Origin of the sequence: Bradyrhizobium sp. Ash2021 (assembly GCF_031202265.1) — a bacterium.
Taxonomy (GTDB): domain Bacteria; phylum Pseudomonadota; class Alphaproteobacteria; order Rhizobiales; family Xanthobacteraceae; genus Bradyrhizobium.
In genome coordinates this window covers 2,529,487-2,548,622 of record NZ_CP100604.1, presented here as the reverse complement: position 1 = coordinate 2,548,622, position 19,136 = coordinate 2,529,487, and the positions used below count along the sequence as shown (strand labels likewise).

Sequence of the window (19,136 nt, the reverse complement as noted above, 5' to 3'; positions counted from 1 at the left end):
GGCTTCGGGTGAGGGGGACTATCCGCGAATCCGAATTTGCGGAGAGTCCCCCTCACCCCAGCCCTCTCCCCGCAAGCGGGGCGAGGGAGTCTCAAGCGGGGCGAGGGAGTCTCACCGCCGGTTGCCCATCACATCCGGATTGACGACATTCGTCGGTGTGCCCGCGGCGCAAGCCACGATCTGGTCGAAAATGTCGGTGAACTGGATTTCGTATTCGTCGCGCGAGACGTAGCCGAGATGCGGGGTGCAAACGACGTTGTCCATGGTCAGCAGGGGATCGTTGACGTCGCGCAGCGGTTCCTTCTCGTAAACGTCCACCGCCGCCATGCCGGGCCGCCCGGCCCGCAGTGCATTGACCAGTGCGTTCGGCTCGATCAGCGGCGCGCGGCTGGTATTGACCAGGAGCGCCGTCGGCTTCATGCGCGCGAGATCGTCCGCCTTGACGATGCCGCGGGTGGCGTCGACCAGCCGCATATGCAGCGAGAGCACATCGCATCGCTCGAAGAAGTCTGCCTTGCTGCTGGCGGTCTCGTAACCGTCGGCGCGCGCTTTCGCCAGTGCTGCTTCCCGCGCCCATACCAGCACCTTCATGCCGAACGCCTTGCCGTAACCGGCAACGACCGCGCCGATCCGCCCGTAGCCGTAGATGCCGAGCGTCTTGCCGCGCAAGGTGTGGCCGACACCGATCTGCCATTTGCCGGCCTTCAGCGCCGCCATCTGCTGCGGGATCGCGCGCATCGCCGAGAGGATCAGGCCCCAGGTGAATTCGGCGGTGGCATAGGACGGCGTATCGGCGTGCTGGCCCGACGACACGACGATGCCGAGCCGGGTGCAGGTGTCGATGTCGATATGGGGATAGACGCTGCGCTGGCTGATCAGCTTCAGCTTCGGCAACCGCTCCAGAAGTGGCGTGCGGATTTGCGTCCGCTCGCGGATCAGCACCAGCGCTTCGGTGTCGCGCAGGCGGTCCGCCAGCGCGTCAACATCCTGGAGGTGATCGTTCCAGATCGTGACGTCATGGCCGTCGAGCTTGCGAAAGCAGTCGAGGGTGCGCAGCGTGTCGAAATAGTCGTCGAGGATGGAGACCTTCACAATACGCGCTCCCTTCCCTCGCGGCGCTTATTTCACTGCGAGCAATTCGACATCGAACATCAGCGTCGCGTTGGGCGGGATCACGCCGCCGGCGCCGCGGGCGCCGTAGCCGAGCGCGGGCGGGATGATCAGCGTGCGCTTGCCGCCGACCTTCATGGTGGCGACGCCCTCGTCCCAGCCGGCGATCACCCTGTGCTGCCCGATCGGAAATTCGAACGGCTCGTTGCGGTCGACGGAAGAGTCGAATTTCTTGCCCTTCACGCCGTTTTCGTAGAGCCAGCCGGTGTAATGCATGACGCAGGTCTGGCCGGGTTTCGGCGAAGCGCCGGTGCCGACAGTGCTGTCGATGATCTGCAAACCTGATGCTGTGGTCATGGGTTTTCCTGCGGTCTGGGCTGATGCCATCGTGGCAATAACAACGGGCGTTGAAACCGCTGCCGCTATCGCGGCAAAGCTGGTTTTGATGATCGTGCGTCGGGAAGATCGCATATTGGGCACCCCTTCTAAAGGACGGATGTCTCTAGCCCAGAGCGGGCTATTTCCATAGCCATTTTCAAGTGATCAACGGGCAGAAAACAGCGACGCCTCAATACCCCAGCGCGCAGCCATCCTTGCGCGGATCGGAACCGCCGGTCAGCGTGCCCTTGTCCCAGTCGATCCAGATCGCCTGGCCGCCGCCGAGCGGGCCGACCACGCTGGTGGTCTTGTGCCCGATCTTTTTCAGGCCCTCAACAATGTCGGCCGGCACGCTGTCCTCGAGCTGGTAGACGCCCTCGTAATGCAAACCGCGCGGCATATCGATCGCTTCCTGCACGTCGCAGCCGTAGTCCAGCATGTTGGTCAGCACATGGGTCTGGCCGACCGGCTGATACTGCCCGCCCATCACGCCGAACGGCATCACCGCGCGGCCGTTTTTGGTCGCAAGGCTCGGGATGATCGTATGAAGCGGCCGCTTGCCCGGCGCGATGCAATTGGGATGGCCGGGCTGGATACGGAAGCCGCCGGCGCGATTCTGCAGCAGAATGCCGGTCTTGTTCGACACGATCGCCGAACCGAAGGAGTGCGCGATCGAGTTGATGAACGAGCAAACGTTGCGGTCCTTGTCGACCACGGTGATATAGACGGTCGACGGATTCATCGGCGGCGCGACGTTGGGTAGATCAAGCAGCCCGTCCATCCGGATCTTGCTGATATGCTCGTCGGCGAATTCCTTTGCCAGAATGCCGGCGACGTCGACGTGAACCTGCTGGGGATCGCCGATATATTGCTCGCGCATCATGTAGGCGATCCGCGCCGCCTCAGCTTCGAGGTGGAAGCGTTCGACGCTGAGCGCCGGAAACTTCGTCAGGTCGAAGCGGGAGAGGATGTTCAGCATGACCAGCATGGTAATGCCCGGGCCGTTCGGCGGGCACTGCCAGACGTCGTGGCCCTTATAGATGGTGCCGATCGGCGACGTGGTCTCGGTCGAATGCGCGGCGAAATCTTCCAGCGTGTGCAGACCGCCGATGCCGCGCAGGGTATCGACCATGTCGGCGGCAATCTCGCCGCTGTAGAACGCATCGCGGCCGCCCTTGGCGATCGCGCGCAGCGTCTTGCCGAGTTCGGGCTGATGGATCACGTCGCCGGCGACCGCGGGCCTGCCATGCGGCAGCAGATAGCGCGCGGTGTTGGTGCCGTTCTTCAGCTTGTCAAAGCCGTTCTTCCAGTCGAAGGCGATGCGCGGGGCGACGATGTAGCCTTCTTCCGCGGCCTTGATCGCGGGCTGCAGCAAAGTGTCGAAACCGAGCTTGCCATGATCGCGCAGCAGCGTGTCCCAGGCATCGATGGCGCCGGGAATGCTGACTGCATGCGCCGACGTCAGCGGCACCGAATGGATCTTGCGTTCCAGATACCAATCGGCCGTTGCCGCCATCGGCGCGCGGCCCGAGCCGTTATAGGCTGTGATCTTGCCCTCGCCTTTGGGCTGCACCAACGCGAAGCAGTCGCCGCCGATCCCGGTCGATTGCGGCTCGATCACCGCCAGCAGCGCGGAGGCCGCGATCGCAGCGTCCACGGCGGTACCGCCGGCGCGCATCACGTCGACCGCCACCAGCGCCGCCGCCGGATGCGACGTCGCCACCATCGCGTTCTGGGTGTGGACCGTCGAACGGCCGGCGAAATGGAAATTCCTCATGACAGATTGCTCACTTGACCGTTGTTTTTGCTGCGTTTGCCCCTGCGGAAACGGGGTTACATGACACATTCATCCCGGGCAGGGCAATGGCTGGCATACCAGAGAATTGGCGCCCCAGCCCTGCTTGGTAAACGCTGGAATGATCCCTGTTTTGTGGGGTTTCCCCTGCCCTGGCTGGCTGATAAACCCCCGGGATGCCCCACAAGGTCGCCGCCTTCTATCAATTTGCCCGGGTCCCGGATTTCCGGGAGTTGCGCGAGCCGCTGCACGCAATCTGCGTTCGCCTTGGGCTGAAGGGCAGCGTACTGCTGGCGCCGGAGGGCATCAACGGCACGGTTGCCGGCACGCCGGAGGCCATCGATGCGTTCGTGGGCGAGTTGCAACATGGCCCCCTGTTCGGCGGCCGGCTCGACAACCTCGAGCTGAAATTCTCGTCCAGCTCGACCATGCCGTTTGGGCATATGAAGGTGCGGCTGAAGAAGGAAATCGTCACGCTCGGCGATGCGGAGGTCGATCCGACGAAACAGGTCGGCACCTATGTCGATCCCGCCGACTGGAACGCGCTGATCGCGGCCCCCGACACGCTCGTGATCGATACCCGCAACGCCTTCGAGGTCGCGATGGGGACCTTTGAAGGCGCGGTCGATCCAGGCATCCGGAGCTTTGGCCAGTTCAAGGAATTTACCGCCCGACATCTCGATCCGGCAAAGCACCGGAAGATCGCGATGTTCTGCACCGGCGGTATCAGATGTGAAAAAGCCAGCGCCTATCTGCTCTCGCGCGGCTTTGCCGAGGTCTATCATCTCAAGGGCGGCATCCTGCGATATCTGGAGGGCGTGCCGGAAGACCAAAGCCGCTGGCGCGGTGACTGTTTTGTGTTCGACGAACGCGTCGCGCTGGGACACGGCTTGCGCGAGCGCGGAACGGACGGGGCTTCCGATGAGTGAGGCGAAGGCGCTGAGCGACCGCATCGACGCGCTGGAGGTGCGGCTGACATTCCAGGACGAGACCATCGAGATGCTGAACCTGACCATCACCGCGCAATGGCAGCAGATCGATGCGCTGACGCGCCAGATCGCGGCGCTGAAGGAGCGTGTGCAGGAAGCGGAAAGCAACGCGACCGGCCCGGCAAACGATCCGCCGCCGCATTATTGAGTGTCCACTTAAAAGAACGGCCTCCGCATCGGAGGCCGTTCTCTCAAACTCAACGCAACGCCGTTAGCGATCGCGGTCATGTTTCGACGGCGCCGGTTGCGTGGCGCTGACGGGATCGGAGGCCGGAAAGCTGTCCATCAGGCCGGTCTCGAGTTTCGCATGGATCTCCCGATCGGCCGCATGCGCCTCACGGGGATTGGCGGCGTGCTTGTCGTGCCGCGCCGGATCGAATTTCTCAGCCATGGGATACCTCCGTTGCTGGAGATAACGCGTAAGATTCGGAGGAGTTCCAGCGGGAACCATTGATTGGCCCGGAACGACGCCTCGCGCTCAAGGCAACGTCACAACCCTAAATCGCTTGATAATCGATTCCAGCTGCTACGGCGCCGCATCGTGCCGTTGTTGAAACTCATCACCGGAGTGAACCATGACGGCATTTCACCGCATGATCACGGCACTTGATCCGGACAAGCTATTTCCACCCGGCAACCGGGACCGGGAAAGATCGCCAGCCGAAAGCCGTGCAACTTCACAATCGCGGCAACCAGGTTGAGACCGAGGCCAACGCCCGGGGTATTCCGGTCTTTTTCCGAGCGATAAAAGCGACGCAATACGGCGTCGCGTTCGCCTTCACTGATACCGCGTCCGGTATCGCTGACGCGCATCACGCTTTCACCTTCGCCGCGGATCAGATCGATATCGACCCTTCCGCCCACCGGGGTAAACTTGATGGCGTTGTCGACGAGGTTGGCCACCGCCTCGATCAACAGGTCGCGATCGCCATGGACCGATAATTCCGGCGAGGCCTTAACCTTCAGGGCGATCTCCTTGGTTTCGGCAATCGGTTCGTAGATGTCGCGGACCTCGCGCAGCAATTGATCGAGTGCAACGACACCGAAGCCGGCGGAGCGCCGGCTGTTCTCGATTTCCGCCAACCGCAGCAAGGCGGTGACGATCGCCAGCGATTGATCGATGCCGGTGATCGTCTTGTCGGCAGTGGCCTGAAGCTGCTCGAGGGTTACCGCGTTGGCGCGACCGCGTTCCAGGGTCAGGCGTGCGCGCGTCAACGGCGTTCGCAAATCATGGGCAATGTCGTTGCCGACGCCGGCGAGCGCATCGATCATGGTTTCCATTTCGTCGAGCATGCCGTTGACGATCGCGGCCAGTTTCGAGAACGGATCGCCGTTGTCGCTCTGGGGCAGCCGCTCGTGCAGGTCGCCGGCAACGATGCGCTGAACCCGCGTGCTGACCTCCTCGACCCGCTTGGCTGCACGAAGGCTCGCCAGCGTGCCCGCCACCAGGCAGAGGCCCAGTGCAAACACCAGACCAAGCCCGAGCGCCTGACCGATGACACGGGCGACATCGACGGTTTCATCGACCAGTCGCCCGATCACCAGCACCTCGCCATCCGGCAGTTGCCGCGCCACGCCCTGCACCACCTGATTTTCGAGGCTTGCCGCACGTATCGCCATGATCTGCACGCGGTGCGCCGGAGTTCCGGTTTTGAGGCCGGGCGGCAACTTGGCGATGTTGCCGGCAATGCGGCTTCCGTCGGCTCCAAACAAGCCGGCGAACTGGACACCACGCGAATCCTCCCTCAGATGCGCGTCGATCGCGTCCAGCAGGCGCTGATCCGACAGCAGGGAAATGACGTTGAGTTGCGTCATGATCATCTGATCGGATCGTGCCGTCAGGTAGCTGTCGGTTTTCCAGTAGACGAAGCCGAATAGCGCGACGATGATCGCCGTCAACGCCGCCGCCAGCACCAGCGCCCGGCGAAACGAAGTCGAGCGCACGAGTTCAGGCCAGATCATGCGCTCACTCCGTCCTGAGGATGGCGTGGCACGGCATCAGGTCGGCGTACGCAGGATAAATCCGGCGCCGCGGACATTGTGGATCATGGGTGTTTCGTCCGGGCCGTCCACTTTGTGGCGCAGCCGGCCCATGTGCACGTCCACGAGATTGGTCGCCGGCACGAATTTGTAGTTCCAGACTTCTTCGAGCAGCATGGCCCGCGTCAGCAACTGGTCGCAGCGTTGCATCATGTATTCGAGCAGGCGAAATTCCCGCGGCAACAAATCGATCTCGCGGGCGCCGCGTCTGGCCGTTCGCTCGATCAGGTCGAGCTCCAGCGCCCCCACGCGAAGGATGGTCTCGCGTGATTGCGCCGGCCGGCGCAGCAGCGCCTCGATCCGCGCCACGAGTTCGAGGATCGCGAACGGCTTGGTCAGATAATCGTCGCCGCCCGCCCGCAATCCGCGCACGCGGTCGTCGATCGCACCCAACGCGCTCAGAACCAGCACTGGGGTGCGCACCTGCTCCTGCCGCAGTGTCTCAATGATCGAGAGGCCGTCCATGCCGGGCAGCATCCGATCCACGATCAAGACGTCGGGGCATGACGAACGGGCCGAGGCCAGCCCTGCCGTTCCATCAGCACTCCATTCCACGTCGAAACCACGCTCGACCAGCTCGGCGGTAACCTCTTGTGCCGTTTCATCGTCGTCCTCGATCAGCAAAATTTTTGTCATGAGCGACTTGCCGATGGCCGGAAATGCGAGGGCTCCGCTGGTGGTGGCGCCGATCCGCGGGATTGCTGCAGTCAACCTGATGGCTGCTGCTGCGGTCATCATATATCCCCTTTCTTGGGCCTGTTTAAGGGCCGCGACGCCGCTATCGCAACTGCACCTGTGCGATCGGGCCCGGACTGTCGGCGCGACCCTGCGCGATCACAAGATAGCGGCGCTGGGTCTTGTCCTCGCCGCGCACGATTTGGCGGATCGGCCCGGTGGCATTGACGATCGCTGAGCCTGCCGGATTGGTCATGAATGCCGACAGCGGCTCGAGCGGCCCTTTTCCATCAAACTCGCGGGCAAACGCGAGGACGTAGGGCTGCTTCGGTTCAAGCCCGGTTACCGAGGCCTGCAATATCTGGATCAGGCCTTGATCGAACAGCGAAACGCTGGTCGCGGCCTTATCCTCCGCCGTGTTGCCTGAATGCACTGCGCCCAAAGCCAGATGCACGGCCTGGCCGGCGACACCCAGCGGCTGCAGGTGAGCGGTGCCGTCTCCCTCGGGCACGGCGTTGGGAACGTAGTTGATGGCCTGCGGCGCCTGACCGACAGGGCTCGTCGAAATGACCTTGTTGGTCATGGTATCGATCGCGGCCATGCCATCAGCATTTTCGAGCCCGACGTAAATCCGGCTGCCGTCGCCCGACGGCCAGACCCCATGCGGCAGCTTGCCGACCGGGATGGTCGCAGTTAGCGAGAAATCGTCGGTGCGGAATACCTTGACTTCGTTCAGTCCGCCGACCGTAACATAGGCGAATGTCCCATTAGCATTGCGGGCGAAGTTGACATGATTGGTGATCGGACCGGTATCGATCGACTTCAATACATTGAACGGTGGCTGCGCATTGAACACCATGGTCCGGCCGATGTCCTTGAGCGTGAACCAGACCTGCTTGCCGTCCGGCGTCGCCGCGATGTTCGGGCAGAACGGGCTGTCCTGCTTGACGTGACCGACGATCTGATGATCGGCGACGCTCACGACGACGGTATCCGGATTGAACGATGAACAGACATAACCGTATTTGCCGTCGGGCGAGAAGATCTGCATGCCCGGACCGGCCGGCACCTTGATGCGCGACTTCTCTTCAAAACTCTGTCCGTCGAGCACCGCGACATAGTCCTCGCCGCGAACGGTTACCCAGACCTCCTTGCCGTCTGGCGTGAAGAACGGCTCGTGCGGCGAACGGCCGACATAGGTCGTGTGTTTCACCGCATTGGTGGCGGTGTCGATGAAGGTCACGGAGTTGCTGCCGATCGAGACCACCGCGATGGTTTTGTGATCGGGCGAGAAACCCATGCCGTGAACAAGCACCTGGCCCTTGTAGAGCGGACTGAAATTGCCGGGCTGGGGATCGCCGAGCCGGATGACGCCGACCAGCCGGTTGTCGACGGGATCAGTCACCGAGACGGTGTTGGAAAATTGCTCCGCGGAATAAACCCGATCGCGGTGGCTGACCGGAATATCCTGATCCGAAGCCGCACCGGGCGCCTGTCCCGCCATCGCGGGTGCTACACCTGATATCGCCGTGCAAGCCAGAAACGCCAATGCAAGAGAGGTACGTTTCATCGTCGGCTCCTATTGCATCGTCATGGAATGATGGGACACGGCATCGCGCGACATATCCGTCGCGCCGTGGGCGTCCGGCTGCGTCGGCGCAGCCACCGAGGGCGGCAATCGATCGCCGACGGCGAGGCGCATCGCGGCAATCTCCTGCTGCTGCGTGACGACGATTTCCTGCGCCAGACGCCGAAGCTGCTCGTTGTGGCCATAGCGCAGCACGGCCTGCGCCATGTCGATGGCGCCCTGGTGATGCGGCACCATCATCGCGACAAAATCACGATCGATATCCCCGGTCGGCTTGACCGTCATGTCGGCCATCATCTTGCTCATGGCGGCATCGTTTGCCGACAGAAACGGCGTTTCATCGGAACCATCTGACCGATCGGCGACATATTGTATCGGTGCTACGGGACCTTGTATCGGTGCTACGGGACCGCGGACGTGGTGCGGCCGCGTCGGCCCGTTCGCCAGGGCAAGGGACGTGGCGCTAACAGACAGGGTCGTCGCCAGCGAAATCATACGTTTGCGCATAAAGGAACTGGACAGCGAGACCATCTTACCTCCAGACAAAATCGGGACCTGCCGCGAACGGCAGGACGATGCCAAGCGGGGGCGATGGTCTCAATTAAATAGCGATTTAAAATTCTAAAATGGAATTTAAGGAAGGTGACAATCGGCCATCGTAGCCCGGATGGTGCCATCCTGGCTACTCTCTCCCGTGACGCCTACCGCGCATCCTCCAAAATCATGTCGGAGGCCTTTTCGGCGATCATGATGGTCGGCGCGTTGGTATTGCCCGACATCAGGTCCGGCATGATGGAGGCGTCGACCACGCGCAGCCCCTCGATGCCGCGCACCTTCAGCCGCTGATCGACCACCGCCAGGGGATCGTTGCCCATCCGGCAGGTCGAGGTCGGATGATAGACCGTGCTGCCGGTGCGGCGGCAGAAGTCCAGCAACTCGTCATCGCTCGCGACCTTCGGCCCGGGATCGACTTCGCCGACCGCGTAAGGCTTCAGCGCGGGGGCAGCGAGAATCTTGCGCAGGATCCGGATGCCGTCGATGAAGGCCCGGCGATCGGTCTCGGTCGCGAGATAGTTGATCCGGATTTCCGGCGGCACCGCGGGATCCGCGCTCTTGATCCGCAGCGAGCCGCGGCTCTCGGGGCGCAACTGGCAAACGGAGGCCGTAAAGCCGGACTGCGCATGCAGCTTCTCGCCCATCTTGTCGGTCGAAAACGGCAGGAAGTGGATCTGGATATCGGGCGTCGCCAGGCGCGGATTGGTCTTGAAGAACGCCCCCGATGTGCCCGCGGCGATCGTCAGCGGCCCCTTGCGAAGCGCCGCATATTGCACCCCGGCCATGATGCGCCGAACAGGATTATTGACGACGTCGTTGAGCGTGATGGCCTGCGCGCAGCGCGTCACCAGCCTCACCTGCAAATGATCCTGCAGATCGTTGCCGACGCCGGGCGCATCGAGCACGATGTCGATACCGTGCTGCTTCAGAAGATCCGCGGGCCCGACGCCGGAGAGCTGCAGCAATTGCGGCGAGTTGTACGCGCCGCTCGAGACCAGAATTTCCTTGCGCGCCTTTGCGGTGCGCAACCGGCCTTCCTGCTTGAATTCGACGGCCCGCGCGCGGCGGCCTTCGAACTGGATGCGCTGCGCCAGCGCCGAGGTTTCCACGTGCAGATTGCCGCGCTTGATGGCGGGGCGAAGATAGGAGAATGCCGTGCTGGCGCGCCGGCCGCGCCGGGTCGTGGTCTGGAAAAATCCCGCGCCCTCCTGGCGCTCGCCGTTGAAATCGGGGTTGGTCGGAATGCCGGCCTCGGCCGCGGCCACGACAAAGGCTTCCGACAGCGGATCGGCGTGGCGCCAGTCCGATACCGGCAGCGGACCGCCGGCGCCATGATATTTGTCGGCGCCGCGCTGCTGGTTTTCGGCCTTCCTGAAATAGGGCAGCACGTCGTCATAGCCCCAGCCGGCGTTGCCGCGCTGGCGCCAGCGGTCGTAATCCTCATGCTGGCCACGCACGTAAAGCAGGCCGTTGATCGAGCTCGAGCCGCCGAGCACTTTGCCGCGTGGCTGAAACACCTGCCGGCCGTTGAGCCCCGGCTCGGGCTCGGTCTGGTACATCCAGTTGACGGTCGTTTCCTTGAACAGCTTGCCGTAGCCGAGCGGCACGTGGATCCAGATATTGGTATCCTTCGGCCCCGCCTCGAGCAGCAGCACCGAATGCTTGCCGTCGGCGCTCAGGCGGTTGGCGAGCACGCAGCCGGCCGAGCCGGCGCCGACGATGACATAGTCGTATTCTGCAGCGTCATTGTTATTGTTCATTGGTTTCCCCGGCGGTCGCATCACCGGTGGTACAGACAAAGCCGCGGTTTGAAAAGACTATCGCCCCGCGTGCAGGTTCTGGGGCTTCAGCCCTGGACTTTTGCCCGCCGCGCACTTCCGCCGTTCTGACTGCGACGAACGGATTTTACTTTGGAGGGGCGCGCGGAACGCGAAGGATCGGACGCCTTGTCGTCCGCGGCGGACAATTCGTCCAGCGGCGAATTGTCGTCGGGAATGTGGAGGGTCGCCAGAAAATCGGCGCCGGCGCGCATCACGTGCTCGGCGGCAAGCGTAGCCGCGGAGCGCTCGTCGCCGGCGATGATGGCGCGCAGGATGCCGGCATGCTCGTCCCAGCTGCGGGCCTGACGCACCGGATCGGTCGGCGCGAACAGCATCGCCGTTCGCTCGCGCAGCCGCTTCAGCAGATCGGCCAGCACGCGATTGCGGCCGGCAGCCGCCAGTTCCTGGTGAAACTGCTGGTTGAGATCGGACAGCAGGTCGTAACGTTTCGCCGCGACCGCCTCGTTGCCCTGCTTCAGCACGGCCGCGATCCGCTTGAGGATGTCTTGTTCGCGGCGCCGGGCCGCAAGCCGCGCGTTCTGGCCTTCGAGCAGGGCGCGGACCTCGATCGTCTCGCGCGCCTCTTCGTCGGTCATCGACAGCACCGACGCGCCGCGCCGCGCCGTCACTTCGACCAGGCCCTCCGATTCCAGCACACGGATGGCTTCGCGCACGGGATTGCGGGAGACACCGAGTTCATCGGCCAGGCGCCCCTCGATCAGCCGTTCGCCGGGCTTCAGCCGACGGCTCAGGATGGCCTGGCGCAGTTCCTCGATCACCCTGCCGTGCAGGGAGGGGTAATCGTCACCAAGACGTTTGGAGTTTCCCAGCGTGCCTGCCATGAAGTGACCCGTTCGGCCGCGCCCACGAGTTAGCTGAACCGCGAAACGAGATCCAGCCAGTCGTCGGATCTCAAGCTGACGGCGACAACACCGTATCTAAACTGCCGTCTGTATACCATCAAGATACCATCAAGCCATTGTCATTCGCCGTCAACAGGTGGCGCTTGCGCGGCGAAGGCGTTGGCTGCTGCGGCCGGCTTCGGTGTCCAGGACACGCTCACATCGCCGTTGAGAAATGTCTGGCATGCCATCCTGTAGCCTGCCGCGAATTGCTCCTCGGTCAGGTGTTTGCGTTCCTTCGGCTTGATCGCATCGGTGTTCTTGAGGCCCTTCTCGATCCGGCACTTGCACGTCCCGCAAATCCCGCCGCCGCATTTGAACGGAATGCCGCCCTTCTCGCGCAAGGATACGCGCAGCAGATTGCTGTTTTCCGGCGCCGTCACGGTTTTCCCGCCATTGGTTAGAAATGTGACTTCGATCATGACGGCTTCCGCGCGATGCAGACAGGTTGACGGGTGATCAAAGCTTGCGCAGCTTCGTGTCCATATGGCCGAAAGACGTGAGGTGCTGAAGTTCGCTGAACGCACGTTCCGGCGTCTCGAACTTTTCCAGGAATTTCGAGGGCACCTCGTTCACGACCTGCGGCGACCAGGCCTCGTCGATCACCTTGACCTTGGTATCCCTGAGCAGCTCGGCAATCACGAAGGTCGCTTTCTTCACTCCGTAGAACAGGTAATCGTAAGCTGCCAGCGGCCGCAGACCGTCGACGATCTCGGTACGGAATTGCCCGGGCTTGCTTGTCAATATCACATACATGGGATCGCCACCCTCCGGCTCTGTTTTGCCCGGCAACCCGGCAGATGCATCTTGGCATCTGCCCAGGCTCCGCGCGCAGCGTTGCATCAACCCACCCCGCCCGGCGCGACGACGTCGGCCAGCGGTGTTGCCTCCTGTGACAGCTCAATGTCGTGGGTGATCCAGAGCTGACAAGCCAGGCGATATCCGCGCTCGATCCTGGCTCCGAGGCGCTTCTTCTCTTTCCAGTTCGGCTCCGGCAGGTGCTCGCCGCCCTTGATGATCAGGGACGCGCATTTCCCGCACTTGCCCATGCCGCAGCCATACAGAAAGTTCGGATACGGAAACTGCCGTATGCCGGCCCTGACGACGAGATTGGTGTTCTCCTTGATCTCGCCGTGAAAGATCTGGCCGTTCCTGTGAAAAACCACGTTCGGCATGCCGCCAGTCTCCGGTGATGGCGTCGATCAAGCCTGCAACAGGGCGCGTTCGTCAGCCGGCACCCTGGTTTCGGCCGTCTCCAGCTCGGTCAACGGAATGTCCTTGGCGACATAGTCGTAATAGAGCGCGGTGGTGTAGAGCAGCCGCATCTGCGCGCCGATCTCGCAGATCTTGAGGCAGCGCTGCTGCAGTTCCACCGTGTTGGCGTGTTCGAGCACGATCTGGTAGCCGCGCTCGCCGTGGATTTCATCGGAGACGATGTGAAGGTCGAAGAACTCGACCTCCTCGTCGGTGAACTTGTACTTCTCGCGCAGGGTCGGCGTCTGCTTGCGATAGATCGAGGGCACCTGCGATTCGAGACCGACCACGAGACCCGCCACCGCAACGATCGGGTCCTCGCGCATCGCAACCGCGTAGCACCAGCTTTGCAGCCCGCGGGTCGTCGGGGTCATGTTGTCGGGATCCTTGACCCGCGCCGCTGACGTGCCGCAGGCCTCGGCGAAACGGATCAGGAGATCGGTATGGCGATCACCGCCGATTTCCTCCTCGTACATATTGGCGAGCAGGAAATCCTTTGCTTCCTGATATTGTTCGGGCATCCGCGCATAGATGTAGCCGAGATAGTCGGCGAACGGCCCGACATAATGGTAGTGGTTCTCCGCCCAGCGCGCGAGATGCGCGCGGCTCAGCTTGCCGCTGGCCCAGGCGATACTGAAGGGCGCCTTGTTCGCGCTCTTGCCCTTGATCGCGTTTTCGAGGGCGGTGCGAAATTGAACATGATCCATAAGCTGCTGCATCGTCGCGCTCCTGTCGCGTGAGAGATGGCGTCCGGCATCAGGCTGCGGACCTCTTGGTGGGACGGCAGCTGCGCCAATCAGTATATTGTATACAAAATTGGCACCCTGTCAACGGTTGGACGGCTGGGTTACCCACCGGATTTTCGCGCTGAAGATTTGCGCATAATGCCTATAATTGGGCCACATTTCGCGCCTACCGGAACTCTCGCCATTCCCAGCTCCATCGACTTCCTGCGATCCGGTCACAATTAATTGTTGCAAATCTAGAATACAGTATACAAACTGCACCTGTTATTTTGGGGGAGCAACCGACCATGCAACAGCACGTTCCGATCGTCTCCGCGCATTGGGTATACCTATTCGGCGTCGCCACCATCGTCCTGACGATGATCTGGCGCGCCAACGTCGTCGTGCCGTCGGTGATCGCCACATTCCTGGTCGCGCTCGCCTGGACGCATAGTCCGGTTTCGGCGCTGGCCAGCATCTTCAACGCCAGCTTCACCGCCGCCAAGGAACTCTTCAATATCTTCCTGGTAATCGCGCTGATGACGGCGCTGTTGAACGCGCTCAAGGTGCTTCGCTCCGACATCCGCATGGTCGAGCCGTTTCGCGCGGTCATGAAGAACGGGCACACCGCCTATTTCGTTCTCGCCGCCATCACCTACGTTATCTCGCTGTTCTTCTGGCCGACGCCCGCGGTGCCGCTGGTTTCGGCCGTGCTGTTGCCGGCAGCGATCGCAGCCGGCCTGCCGCCGCTCGGTGGCGCCCTCGCCATCGCGATCGCCGGACAGGGCATGGCGCTCTCGTCCGACTACGTCATCGGCGTCGCTCCCGGGATCAGCGCCAAGGCTGCCGGCATCGCAGTCAGCGCCGCCACGGTGGCTGACCGGGCACTGGTGCTGTCGCTGATCACCGGCGTGATCGCGATGGTGTTGGCTTATCTGTCGATCCGCAAGTCGATCACCAAGCCGGACGACAGGCTGCTCGAACGTTGGCAGGCGCAGTCCGTCAATGGCGAACTGGCACGGGTCGAGGAGGAAGGCACTTTCGACAAGGCCGAGATTGCGCGCGGGACCGCCGAAGGCCAGAAGCCGTTCGCGACCCAGGCGCAGATCGACAAGGAGCTTGCCTCCGTGCCGAGCCGCCGGGAGGCATGGTCCAAGTTCTTCGCCGTCGCCACGCCGCTCGCTTTCCTGTGCGTGATCGTCGTGATGGTGCTCGCGAAGGCCGGCATCGGCCATGATCTCAAGGGCGGCGACGCGGCCGCGCTGGTCGGCGGCGTCGCTGCGGTCCTGATGATCTGCGCATCGTTCGTTACCGACAATTTGCGCAAATTCCTCGATGCCAGCGCCGACCATGTCACCGAAGGCTTCGTCTTCGCGTTCAAGGCCATGGGCTCGGTGTTGCCGATTGCCGGCTTCTTCTTTCTCGGCGCCGAGCAGGGCCTGTCCTCGCCCATTCTCGGGGTTCCCGCGGCGCAGGCTCCGAATCTGCTGTTCGAACTCGTTCAGGCGGCACAGGGCTGGATTCCGCACAATCAGGTGTTCGTCGCCTTCGGCGTGCTGATCGCCGGTATGATCACCGGCATCGATGGATCCGGTTTCGCCGGCCTGCCGCTCACCGGCTCGCTCTCGGGTGCATTGGCGCCGGGGGTCGGGCTCGATCCGGCAACGCTCGCCGCCGTCGGCCAGATGGGCGCGGTATGGACCGGCGGCGGCACGCTGGTGGCGTGGTCGTCGCTGATCGCGGTAGCCGGGTTCGCACGCGTGCCGGTGTTCCAGATCGTTCAGACCGTGATGATCCCGGTTGTCACGGGACTGGTGGCGTCAACGATCTGCGCCGTCCTGATCTGGCATTGAAAAGGAGCGGAACGATGCGTGACACGGCGATGCGGGATGCACGGGCTTTTGTTGTGAGCGCCACCGACGTCGAGGAGTTCCGCAACCTCATCAATGGTGAGTGGATGCAAAGTTCGTCGAAACAGCCATTCGACAACGCCAATCCCGCCGACAGCACCGACATCGTCGGACGTTTTCAGGCATCCACCGCGGCGGATGCCGGCCTCGCCGTGGACGCGGCATCCGCTGCGTTCGAGGCCTGGAAGAAGACGTCGGTCTCCAAGCGCGCTGCTATCCTCAACCGCGCCGCGGATCATCTCGAGGCGCACGCCGACCGGATCGCGCGGGAGGTGACGCGGGAAATGGGCAAGGCGCTCAACCTCGCGCGGGACGAAGTGCTGCGTTCGGCGCAGACGCTGCGATTTTACGCGGTTGAAGGCCAGTCGTTGACGGGAGAGGTGTTTCCGAACGACGATGCCGACATGACGGTCTATACCCTGCGCGAGCCGCTCGGGGTCGTGTCGATCATCACGCCGTGGAACTTCCCGATCTCGATACCGGCCCGCAAGATCGCGCCCGCGCTCATCACCGGCAATACGGTCGTCTTCAAGCCGTCATCCGACGCGCCGTTGAGCGGCTATCGGCTGGCCGAGGCGCTGGCGGTCGCCGGGCTGCCGAAGGGCGTCCTCAACTTCATCACCGGCAAGGCCGGCGAGATTGGTGCGGCCATTACCGAGCCGCCGGTCATCCGCGCCATCTCCTTCACCGGATCGACCGCGGCCGGCGAGCATATCTGCCGATCGGTTAGGTTCACCACCCGCACCCAGATGGAATTGGGCGGCAAGAACCCGTTGATCGTGATGGACGATGCCGACCTCGATCAGGCTGTCGACCTGACCGTCAAGGGCGGTCTCTCGCTGGCAGGCCAGGCCTGCACCGGCACCAGCCGGGTGCTGGTGATGAAACAGGTACGCGCCGAATTCACCGCGAAACTCGTCGCCAAGGTGAAAGCACTGAAGATCGGCAGCGGTCTTGCGGCCGGCATGGATATGGGGCCGCTGGCGACCGCAAAGCAGCTCGAGACCGTACTGCGCTACATCGCGATCGGCAGACGCGAGGCGACGCTGCTGTGCGGCGGCGAGCGGCTCACCGGCGCCGGCTATGACGGTGGCTATTATGTCTCGCCGGCGATCTTCACCGACGTCACTCAGCAGATGACGATTGCGCGCGAGGAGATCTTCGGTCCCGTCATCGCGATCATTGAAGTCGACAGCTATGCGGATGCGATCGCCAAGGCCAACGACACCGAATACGGGCTGTCGGCCGCGATCGTGACCCGCAATCCGCGGGTCATGCAGGATTTCGCCAATGACATTCAATCCGGAACGGTGAAGATCAACCGCACCACGACCGGCAACCTTATCAATGCGCCGTTCGGCGGCCTGAAGCGGTCGAGCACGTCGACGTTTCGCGAGTCCGGCCGCACCGGACTGGAATTCTACACCCAGATCAAGACGGTCTATCGCGGCACCTGAGCCGCGCTGGACCGCCGGCCCAAATCGACACCTGGAAACAATGCGATGAGACGTTCATTCAAGCTGGAACTCGCCGAGGCCCGCCACATGGTCGCCGCCGCCATCAAAACATCCACCGAGATCGGCGTGCTGGAGACGGTGTGCGTGACCGACGAGGGCGGCTATCCGCTCGCGCTCGAACGGATGGATGGCGCACGCGTCACCGGCCCCCAGATCGCCTGGAACAAGGCGTTCACCGCCGCAGGACACAAGCGCTCCACACATCTGTTCAACCAGGCGCCGAACGGACCTGCGCTGCCCGGCAACGAGGCGTTCGGTATCCAATGGAGCTTTGAAGGCAAGTTCGCGGTGTTCGTCGGTGGTTTTCCGATCGTCGTCGATGACGAAGTCGTCGGCGGCATCGGGCTCAGCGGCGGCAATGGCGAGCAGGATACGAAATGCGGTGTGGCGGCGCTGCAGGCCTTGCAAGACCTGTTGCGCGACCATCGCGTGCTCGTTGCCGCCGACATCAAGAAGTGATTTCTTGAAAAAGTGATTTCTTGGGGCCAGGGCGCAATGTGCGCCCCGGCCGCGGCGATCAGGCCGGTTGCTTTGCGAGTTTCAGGAAGTCCGGCGGCCGGCGCTCGGCGAACGCCGTAAACGCCTCGCGGGCCTCGACGGTTTGCAGGCGCGCCGCGAACTGCTCGCTTTCCGCCAAAATCTGCGCCATCAGCGCTTCCGGATTGCGCATCAGCCGCTTGGTGGTGGAGACCGCGCCCGCCGGCTGCTTGGCCAGACGCGCCGCGAGCGCCTTCGCCTCGGCATCAAGCTGCTCCAGCGGCACGACCCGGTTGGCGAGACCCCAGGCGAGCGCAGAACTGGCATTGACGGTTTCGCCGAGCGCGAACATCTCGAAGGCACGCGCATAGCCGATGCGCAGCGGCATCAGCAGGCTGGAGGCGGCTTCCGGCACCAAGGCCAGGCTGACGAACGGAGTCGACAGCAGCGCATTGTCGGCGAGCACGACCAGGTCGCAATGCAGCAGCATCGTGGTGCCGATGCCGACGGCGCGGCCTTGCACGGCGGCGACCAGCGGGCGGCTCGATCGTGCGAGCGATTGAAGGAAACGGCTGACATGCCGTTCGCCCTGAAGATTTCCGGCGGCGATCGCCGCGAACTCGCCGACGTCGTTGCCGGCCGTGAACATGTCGCCCTCGCCCCGGATCAGCACGACGCGGACGGCGGGGTCGGTCTCCGCGGCCTCAATCGCGTCGGCCAGCGCACCATACATCGCGTTGGTCAGCGCGTTCTTCTTGTCGGGCCGCGCCATCGTCAGGCTCAATATCCCGCCCTCGTTTGCGATCTTGATATGCTCGGTCATTGGTCTTCTCCTCTGGGAAATCTGGTTTGCAAACTGGTGAGCCAGCGCGCGACGACGTCGATTTCGGCTTCGGTAAATCCATCGGTAAGGCGCGCGTTGATCTCGGCGAGCGCGGCCTTCGCCTGCGCGAGCGCCGCGCGGCCTGTGGGCGTCAGCCAAAGGCGCCATGCGCGGCCATCATCCGGATCGGCGCCCCGCCTGATCAGGTTCGCCGCCGTCATCCGGTCCACCAGTCCGCTGATACCGGGCGGCCCCAAATCGAGCGCCGCGCCCGCCTCGCCGATCAGCACACCGTCGCGCTGGCCGAGGATGAACAGCAACCCGGATTGTGCAGCGGTCACGCCGCTATCCTGCGTCCGCGCCGCCACCCAGCGTTGCAGCCGGCGCTGCGCGACGCTGAGCAGAAACACCAGCCGGCGGTCGTGCCGGGAATTCACTGGAACCCGGGTCGTGGACATTTAGTTCGCATGCGAACTATATAAGTGAGTGCGGGGATGTTGTCACGGTGAATCTTCCGGCGTCTCGGGATGCCGTCGCGGGTTGCGGCCAGAACGATTGGCGTGAAGCGTCGAGCGCTG

At 63.2% G+C, this 19,136-nt stretch carries 21 protein-coding genes; 5 read left to right on the top strand and 16 right to left on the bottom strand.

The features are described 5' to 3' along the window. Nucleotides 1-111: 111 nt before the first annotated feature. The 3 genes from NL528_RS12355 to ggt form a co-directional block, all read right to left on the bottom strand. Nucleotides 112-1,092 (bottom strand): D-2-hydroxyacid dehydrogenase family protein, encoded by a 981-nt coding sequence (locus NL528_RS12355; protein ID WP_309182934.1) that lies wholly within the window; start codon nucleotides 1,090-1,092, stop codon nucleotides 112-114. Nucleotides 1,093-1,119: 27 nt separating this feature from the next. Continuing rightward, a complete protein-coding gene (locus tag NL528_RS12350; protein ID WP_309182933.1) occupies nucleotides 1,120-1,581 on the bottom strand; it encodes an FKBP-type peptidyl-prolyl cis-trans isomerase in 462 nt (153 codons plus the stop codon). 97 nt (nucleotides 1,582-1,678) lie between these two features. Then, a complete protein-coding gene (gene ggt / locus NL528_RS12345) occupies nucleotides 1,679-3,265 on the bottom strand; it encodes a gamma-glutamyltransferase (protein WP_309182931.1) in 1,587 nt (528 codons plus the stop codon). A 194-nt stretch (nucleotides 3,266-3,459) separates the two neighbouring features. On the opposite strand from ggt, the gene NL528_RS12340 reads away from it, so the two are divergent. Both NL528_RS12340 and NL528_RS12335 read left to right on the top strand, forming a co-directional pair. After that, nucleotides 3,460-4,212: a rhodanese-related sulfurtransferase gene (locus NL528_RS12340; protein ID WP_309182930.1), complete on the top strand. Its 753-nt coding sequence runs from the start codon at nucleotides 3,460-3,462 to the stop codon at nucleotides 4,210-4,212. Then, nucleotides 4,205-4,420, top strand: coding sequence for a SlyX family protein (locus tag NL528_RS12335; RefSeq protein ID WP_309182928.1), 216 nt, complete (start codon nucleotides 4,205-4,207; stop codon nucleotides 4,418-4,420). Before NL528_RS12340 ends, NL528_RS12335 begins: the two co-directional genes overlap by 8 nt. Before the next feature lie 63 nt (nucleotides 4,421-4,483). Here NL528_RS12335 and NL528_RS12330 read toward each other — a convergent pair whose 3' ends face one another. The 11 genes from NL528_RS12330 to NL528_RS12280 all read right to left on the bottom strand — a co-directional run bounded on the left by NL528_RS12330 (nucleotide 4,484) and on the right by NL528_RS12280 (nucleotide 13,825). Next, entirely contained in the window at nucleotides 4,484-4,663 is a 180-nt protein-coding gene (locus NL528_RS12330; RefSeq protein ID WP_309182927.1) for a hypothetical protein, read from the bottom strand. A gap of 206 nt (nucleotides 4,664-4,869) precedes the next feature. Next, the gene (locus tag NL528_RS12325; protein ID WP_309182926.1) at nucleotides 4,870-6,234 is read right to left on the bottom strand and encodes an ATP-binding protein; all 1,365 of its coding nucleotides are present in this window, start codon (nucleotides 6,232-6,234) and stop codon (nucleotides 4,870-4,872) included. Nucleotides 6,235-6,270: 36 nt separating this feature from the next. Further along, on the bottom strand, nucleotides 6,271-6,948 hold the full coding sequence (locus tag NL528_RS12320; RefSeq protein ID WP_309184877.1) for a response regulator transcription factor: 678 nt from the start codon (nucleotides 6,946-6,948) through the stop codon (nucleotides 6,271-6,273). Nucleotides 6,949-7,090: 142 nt separating this feature from the next. After that, on the bottom strand, nucleotides 7,091-8,557 hold the full coding sequence (locus tag NL528_RS12315) for a YncE family protein (protein ID WP_309182925.1): 1,467 nt from the start codon (nucleotides 8,555-8,557) through the stop codon (nucleotides 7,091-7,093). 9 nt (nucleotides 8,558-8,566) lie between these two features. Beyond that, nucleotides 8,567-9,106 carry a DUF305 domain-containing protein gene (locus tag NL528_RS12310; RefSeq protein WP_309182924.1) on the bottom strand — a complete coding sequence of 180 codons (540 nt, stop codon included), beginning with the start codon at nucleotides 9,104-9,106 and terminating at the stop codon, nucleotides 8,567-8,569. 170 nt (nucleotides 9,107-9,276) lie between these two features. Continuing rightward, entirely contained in the window at nucleotides 9,277-10,890 is a 1,614-nt protein-coding gene (locus tag NL528_RS12305) for a choline dehydrogenase (protein WP_309182923.1), read from the bottom strand. Nucleotides 10,891-10,976: 86 nt separating this feature from the next. After that, nucleotides 10,977-11,792, bottom strand: a complete 816-nt coding sequence (locus NL528_RS12300) for a GntR family transcriptional regulator (RefSeq protein WP_309182922.1) — start codon at nucleotides 11,790-11,792, stop codon at nucleotides 10,977-10,979. A 140-nt stretch (nucleotides 11,793-11,932) separates the two neighbouring features. After that, complete coding sequence (locus tag NL528_RS12295; RefSeq protein ID WP_309182921.1) at nucleotides 11,933-12,274, bottom strand: 2Fe-2S iron-sulfur cluster binding domain-containing protein; 342 nt, start codon at nucleotides 12,272-12,274, stop codon at nucleotides 11,933-11,935. Nucleotides 12,275-12,311: 37 nt separating this feature from the next. Next, complete coding sequence (locus NL528_RS12290) at nucleotides 12,312-12,608, bottom strand: ferredoxin (protein WP_309182920.1); 297 nt, start codon at nucleotides 12,606-12,608, stop codon at nucleotides 12,312-12,314. Between the two features lie 86 nt (nucleotides 12,609-12,694). Continuing rightward, nucleotides 12,695-13,027, bottom strand: coding sequence for a 2Fe-2S iron-sulfur cluster-binding protein (locus tag NL528_RS12285; protein ID WP_309182919.1), 333 nt, complete (start codon nucleotides 13,025-13,027; stop codon nucleotides 12,695-12,697). A 27-nt stretch (nucleotides 13,028-13,054) separates the two neighbouring features. Then, nucleotides 13,055-13,825 carry an iron-containing redox enzyme family protein gene (locus NL528_RS12280; protein WP_309182918.1) on the bottom strand — a complete coding sequence of 257 codons (771 nt, stop codon included), beginning with the start codon at nucleotides 13,823-13,825 and terminating at the stop codon, nucleotides 13,055-13,057. 314 nt (nucleotides 13,826-14,139) lie between these two features. Between NL528_RS12280 and NL528_RS12275 the strand changes: the two genes are divergently transcribed. Genes NL528_RS12275 through NL528_RS12265 form a run of 3 tightly spaced genes read left to right on the top strand, consistent with a single transcriptional unit; the run spans nucleotide 14,140 to nucleotide 17,717 of the window. Further along, a complete protein-coding gene (locus NL528_RS12275) occupies nucleotides 14,140-15,684 on the top strand; it encodes a hypothetical protein (protein ID WP_309182917.1) in 1,545 nt (514 codons plus the stop codon). Between the two features lie 14 nt (nucleotides 15,685-15,698). Next, nucleotides 15,699-17,198, top strand: a complete 1,500-nt coding sequence (locus NL528_RS12270) for an aldehyde dehydrogenase family protein (protein WP_309182916.1) — start codon at nucleotides 15,699-15,701, stop codon at nucleotides 17,196-17,198. A 45-nt stretch (nucleotides 17,199-17,243) separates the two neighbouring features. Next, complete coding sequence (locus NL528_RS12265) at nucleotides 17,244-17,717, top strand: heme-binding protein (RefSeq protein ID WP_309182915.1); 474 nt, start codon at nucleotides 17,244-17,246, stop codon at nucleotides 17,715-17,717. 58 nt (nucleotides 17,718-17,775) lie between these two features. Here NL528_RS12265 and NL528_RS12260 read toward each other — a convergent pair whose 3' ends face one another. Beyond that, a complete protein-coding gene (locus tag NL528_RS12260) occupies nucleotides 17,776-18,558 on the bottom strand; it encodes an enoyl-CoA hydratase-related protein (protein ID WP_309182914.1) in 783 nt (260 codons plus the stop codon). Then, nucleotides 18,555-19,016, bottom strand: a complete 462-nt coding sequence (locus NL528_RS12255) for a MarR family winged helix-turn-helix transcriptional regulator (RefSeq protein ID WP_309182913.1) — start codon at nucleotides 19,014-19,016, stop codon at nucleotides 18,555-18,557. The genes NL528_RS12260 and NL528_RS12255 overlap by 4 nt, the downstream gene beginning before the upstream one ends. Nucleotides 19,017-19,136: the final 120 nt, after the last annotated feature.

Bases quoted from the DNA above. Each gene is read 5' to 3' on its own strand.
- NL528_RS12280 (WP_309182918.1), bottom strand. From the start codon at position 13,825: ATGCAGCAGCTTATGGATCATGTTCAATTTCGCACCGCCCTCGAAAAC.
- ggt (WP_309182931.1), bottom strand. From the start codon at position 3,265: ATGAGGAATTTCCATTTCGCCGGCCGTTCGACGGTCCACACCCAGAAC.
- NL528_RS12350 (WP_309182933.1), bottom strand. From the start codon at position 1,581: ATGCGATCTTCCCGACGCACGATCATCAAAACCAGCTTTGCCGCGATA.
- NL528_RS12340 (WP_309182930.1), top strand. From the start codon at position 3,460: ATGCCCCACAAGGTCGCCGCCTTCTATCAATTTGCCCGGGTCCCGGAT.
- NL528_RS12270 (WP_309182916.1), top strand. From the start codon at position 15,699: ATGCGTGACACGGCGATGCGGGATGCACGGGCTTTTGTTGTGAGCGCC.
- NL528_RS12290 (WP_309182920.1), bottom strand. From the start codon at position 12,608: ATGTATGTGATATTGACAAGCAAGCCCGGGCAATTCCGTACCGAGATC.
- NL528_RS12335 (WP_309182928.1), top strand. From the start codon at position 4,205: ATGAGTGAGGCGAAGGCGCTGAGCGACCGCATCGACGCGCTGGAGGTG.
- NL528_RS12310 (WP_309182924.1), bottom strand. From the start codon at position 9,106: ATGGTCTCGCTGTCCAGTTCCTTTATGCGCAAACGTATGATTTCGCTG.
- NL528_RS12260 (WP_309182914.1), bottom strand. From the start codon at position 18,558: ATGACCGAGCATATCAAGATCGCAAACGAGGGCGGGATATTGAGCCTG.
- NL528_RS12285 (WP_309182919.1), bottom strand. From the start codon at position 13,027: ATGCCGAACGTGGTTTTTCACAGGAACGGCCAGATCTTTCACGGCGAG.
- NL528_RS12275 (WP_309182917.1), top strand. From the start codon at position 14,140: ATGCAACAGCACGTTCCGATCGTCTCCGCGCATTGGGTATACCTATTC.
- NL528_RS12265 (WP_309182915.1), top strand. From the start codon at position 17,244: ATGAGACGTTCATTCAAGCTGGAACTCGCCGAGGCCCGCCACATGGTC.
- NL528_RS12300 (WP_309182922.1), bottom strand. From the start codon at position 11,792: ATGGCAGGCACGCTGGGAAACTCCAAACGTCTTGGTGACGATTACCCC.
- NL528_RS12295 (WP_309182921.1), bottom strand. From the start codon at position 12,274: ATGATCGAAGTCACATTTCTAACCAATGGCGGGAAAACCGTGACGGCG.
- NL528_RS12305 (WP_309182923.1), bottom strand. From the start codon at position 10,890: ATGAACAATAACAATGACGCTGCAGAATACGACTATGTCATCGTCGGC.
- NL528_RS12325 (WP_309182926.1), bottom strand. From the start codon at position 6,234: ATGATCTGGCCTGAACTCGTGCGCTCGACTTCGTTTCGCCGGGCGCTG.
- NL528_RS12315 (WP_309182925.1), bottom strand. From the start codon at position 8,557: ATGAAACGTACCTCTCTTGCATTGGCGTTTCTGGCTTGCACGGCGATA.
- NL528_RS12330 (WP_309182927.1), bottom strand. From the start codon at position 4,663: ATGGCTGAGAAATTCGATCCGGCGCGGCACGACAAGCACGCCGCCAAT.
- NL528_RS12320 (WP_309184877.1), bottom strand. From the start codon at position 6,948: ATGACAAAAATTTTGCTGATCGAGGACGACGATGAAACGGCACAAGAG.
- NL528_RS12255 (WP_309182913.1), bottom strand. From the start codon at position 19,016: ATGTCCACGACCCGGGTTCCAGTGAATTCCCGGCACGACCGCCGGCTG.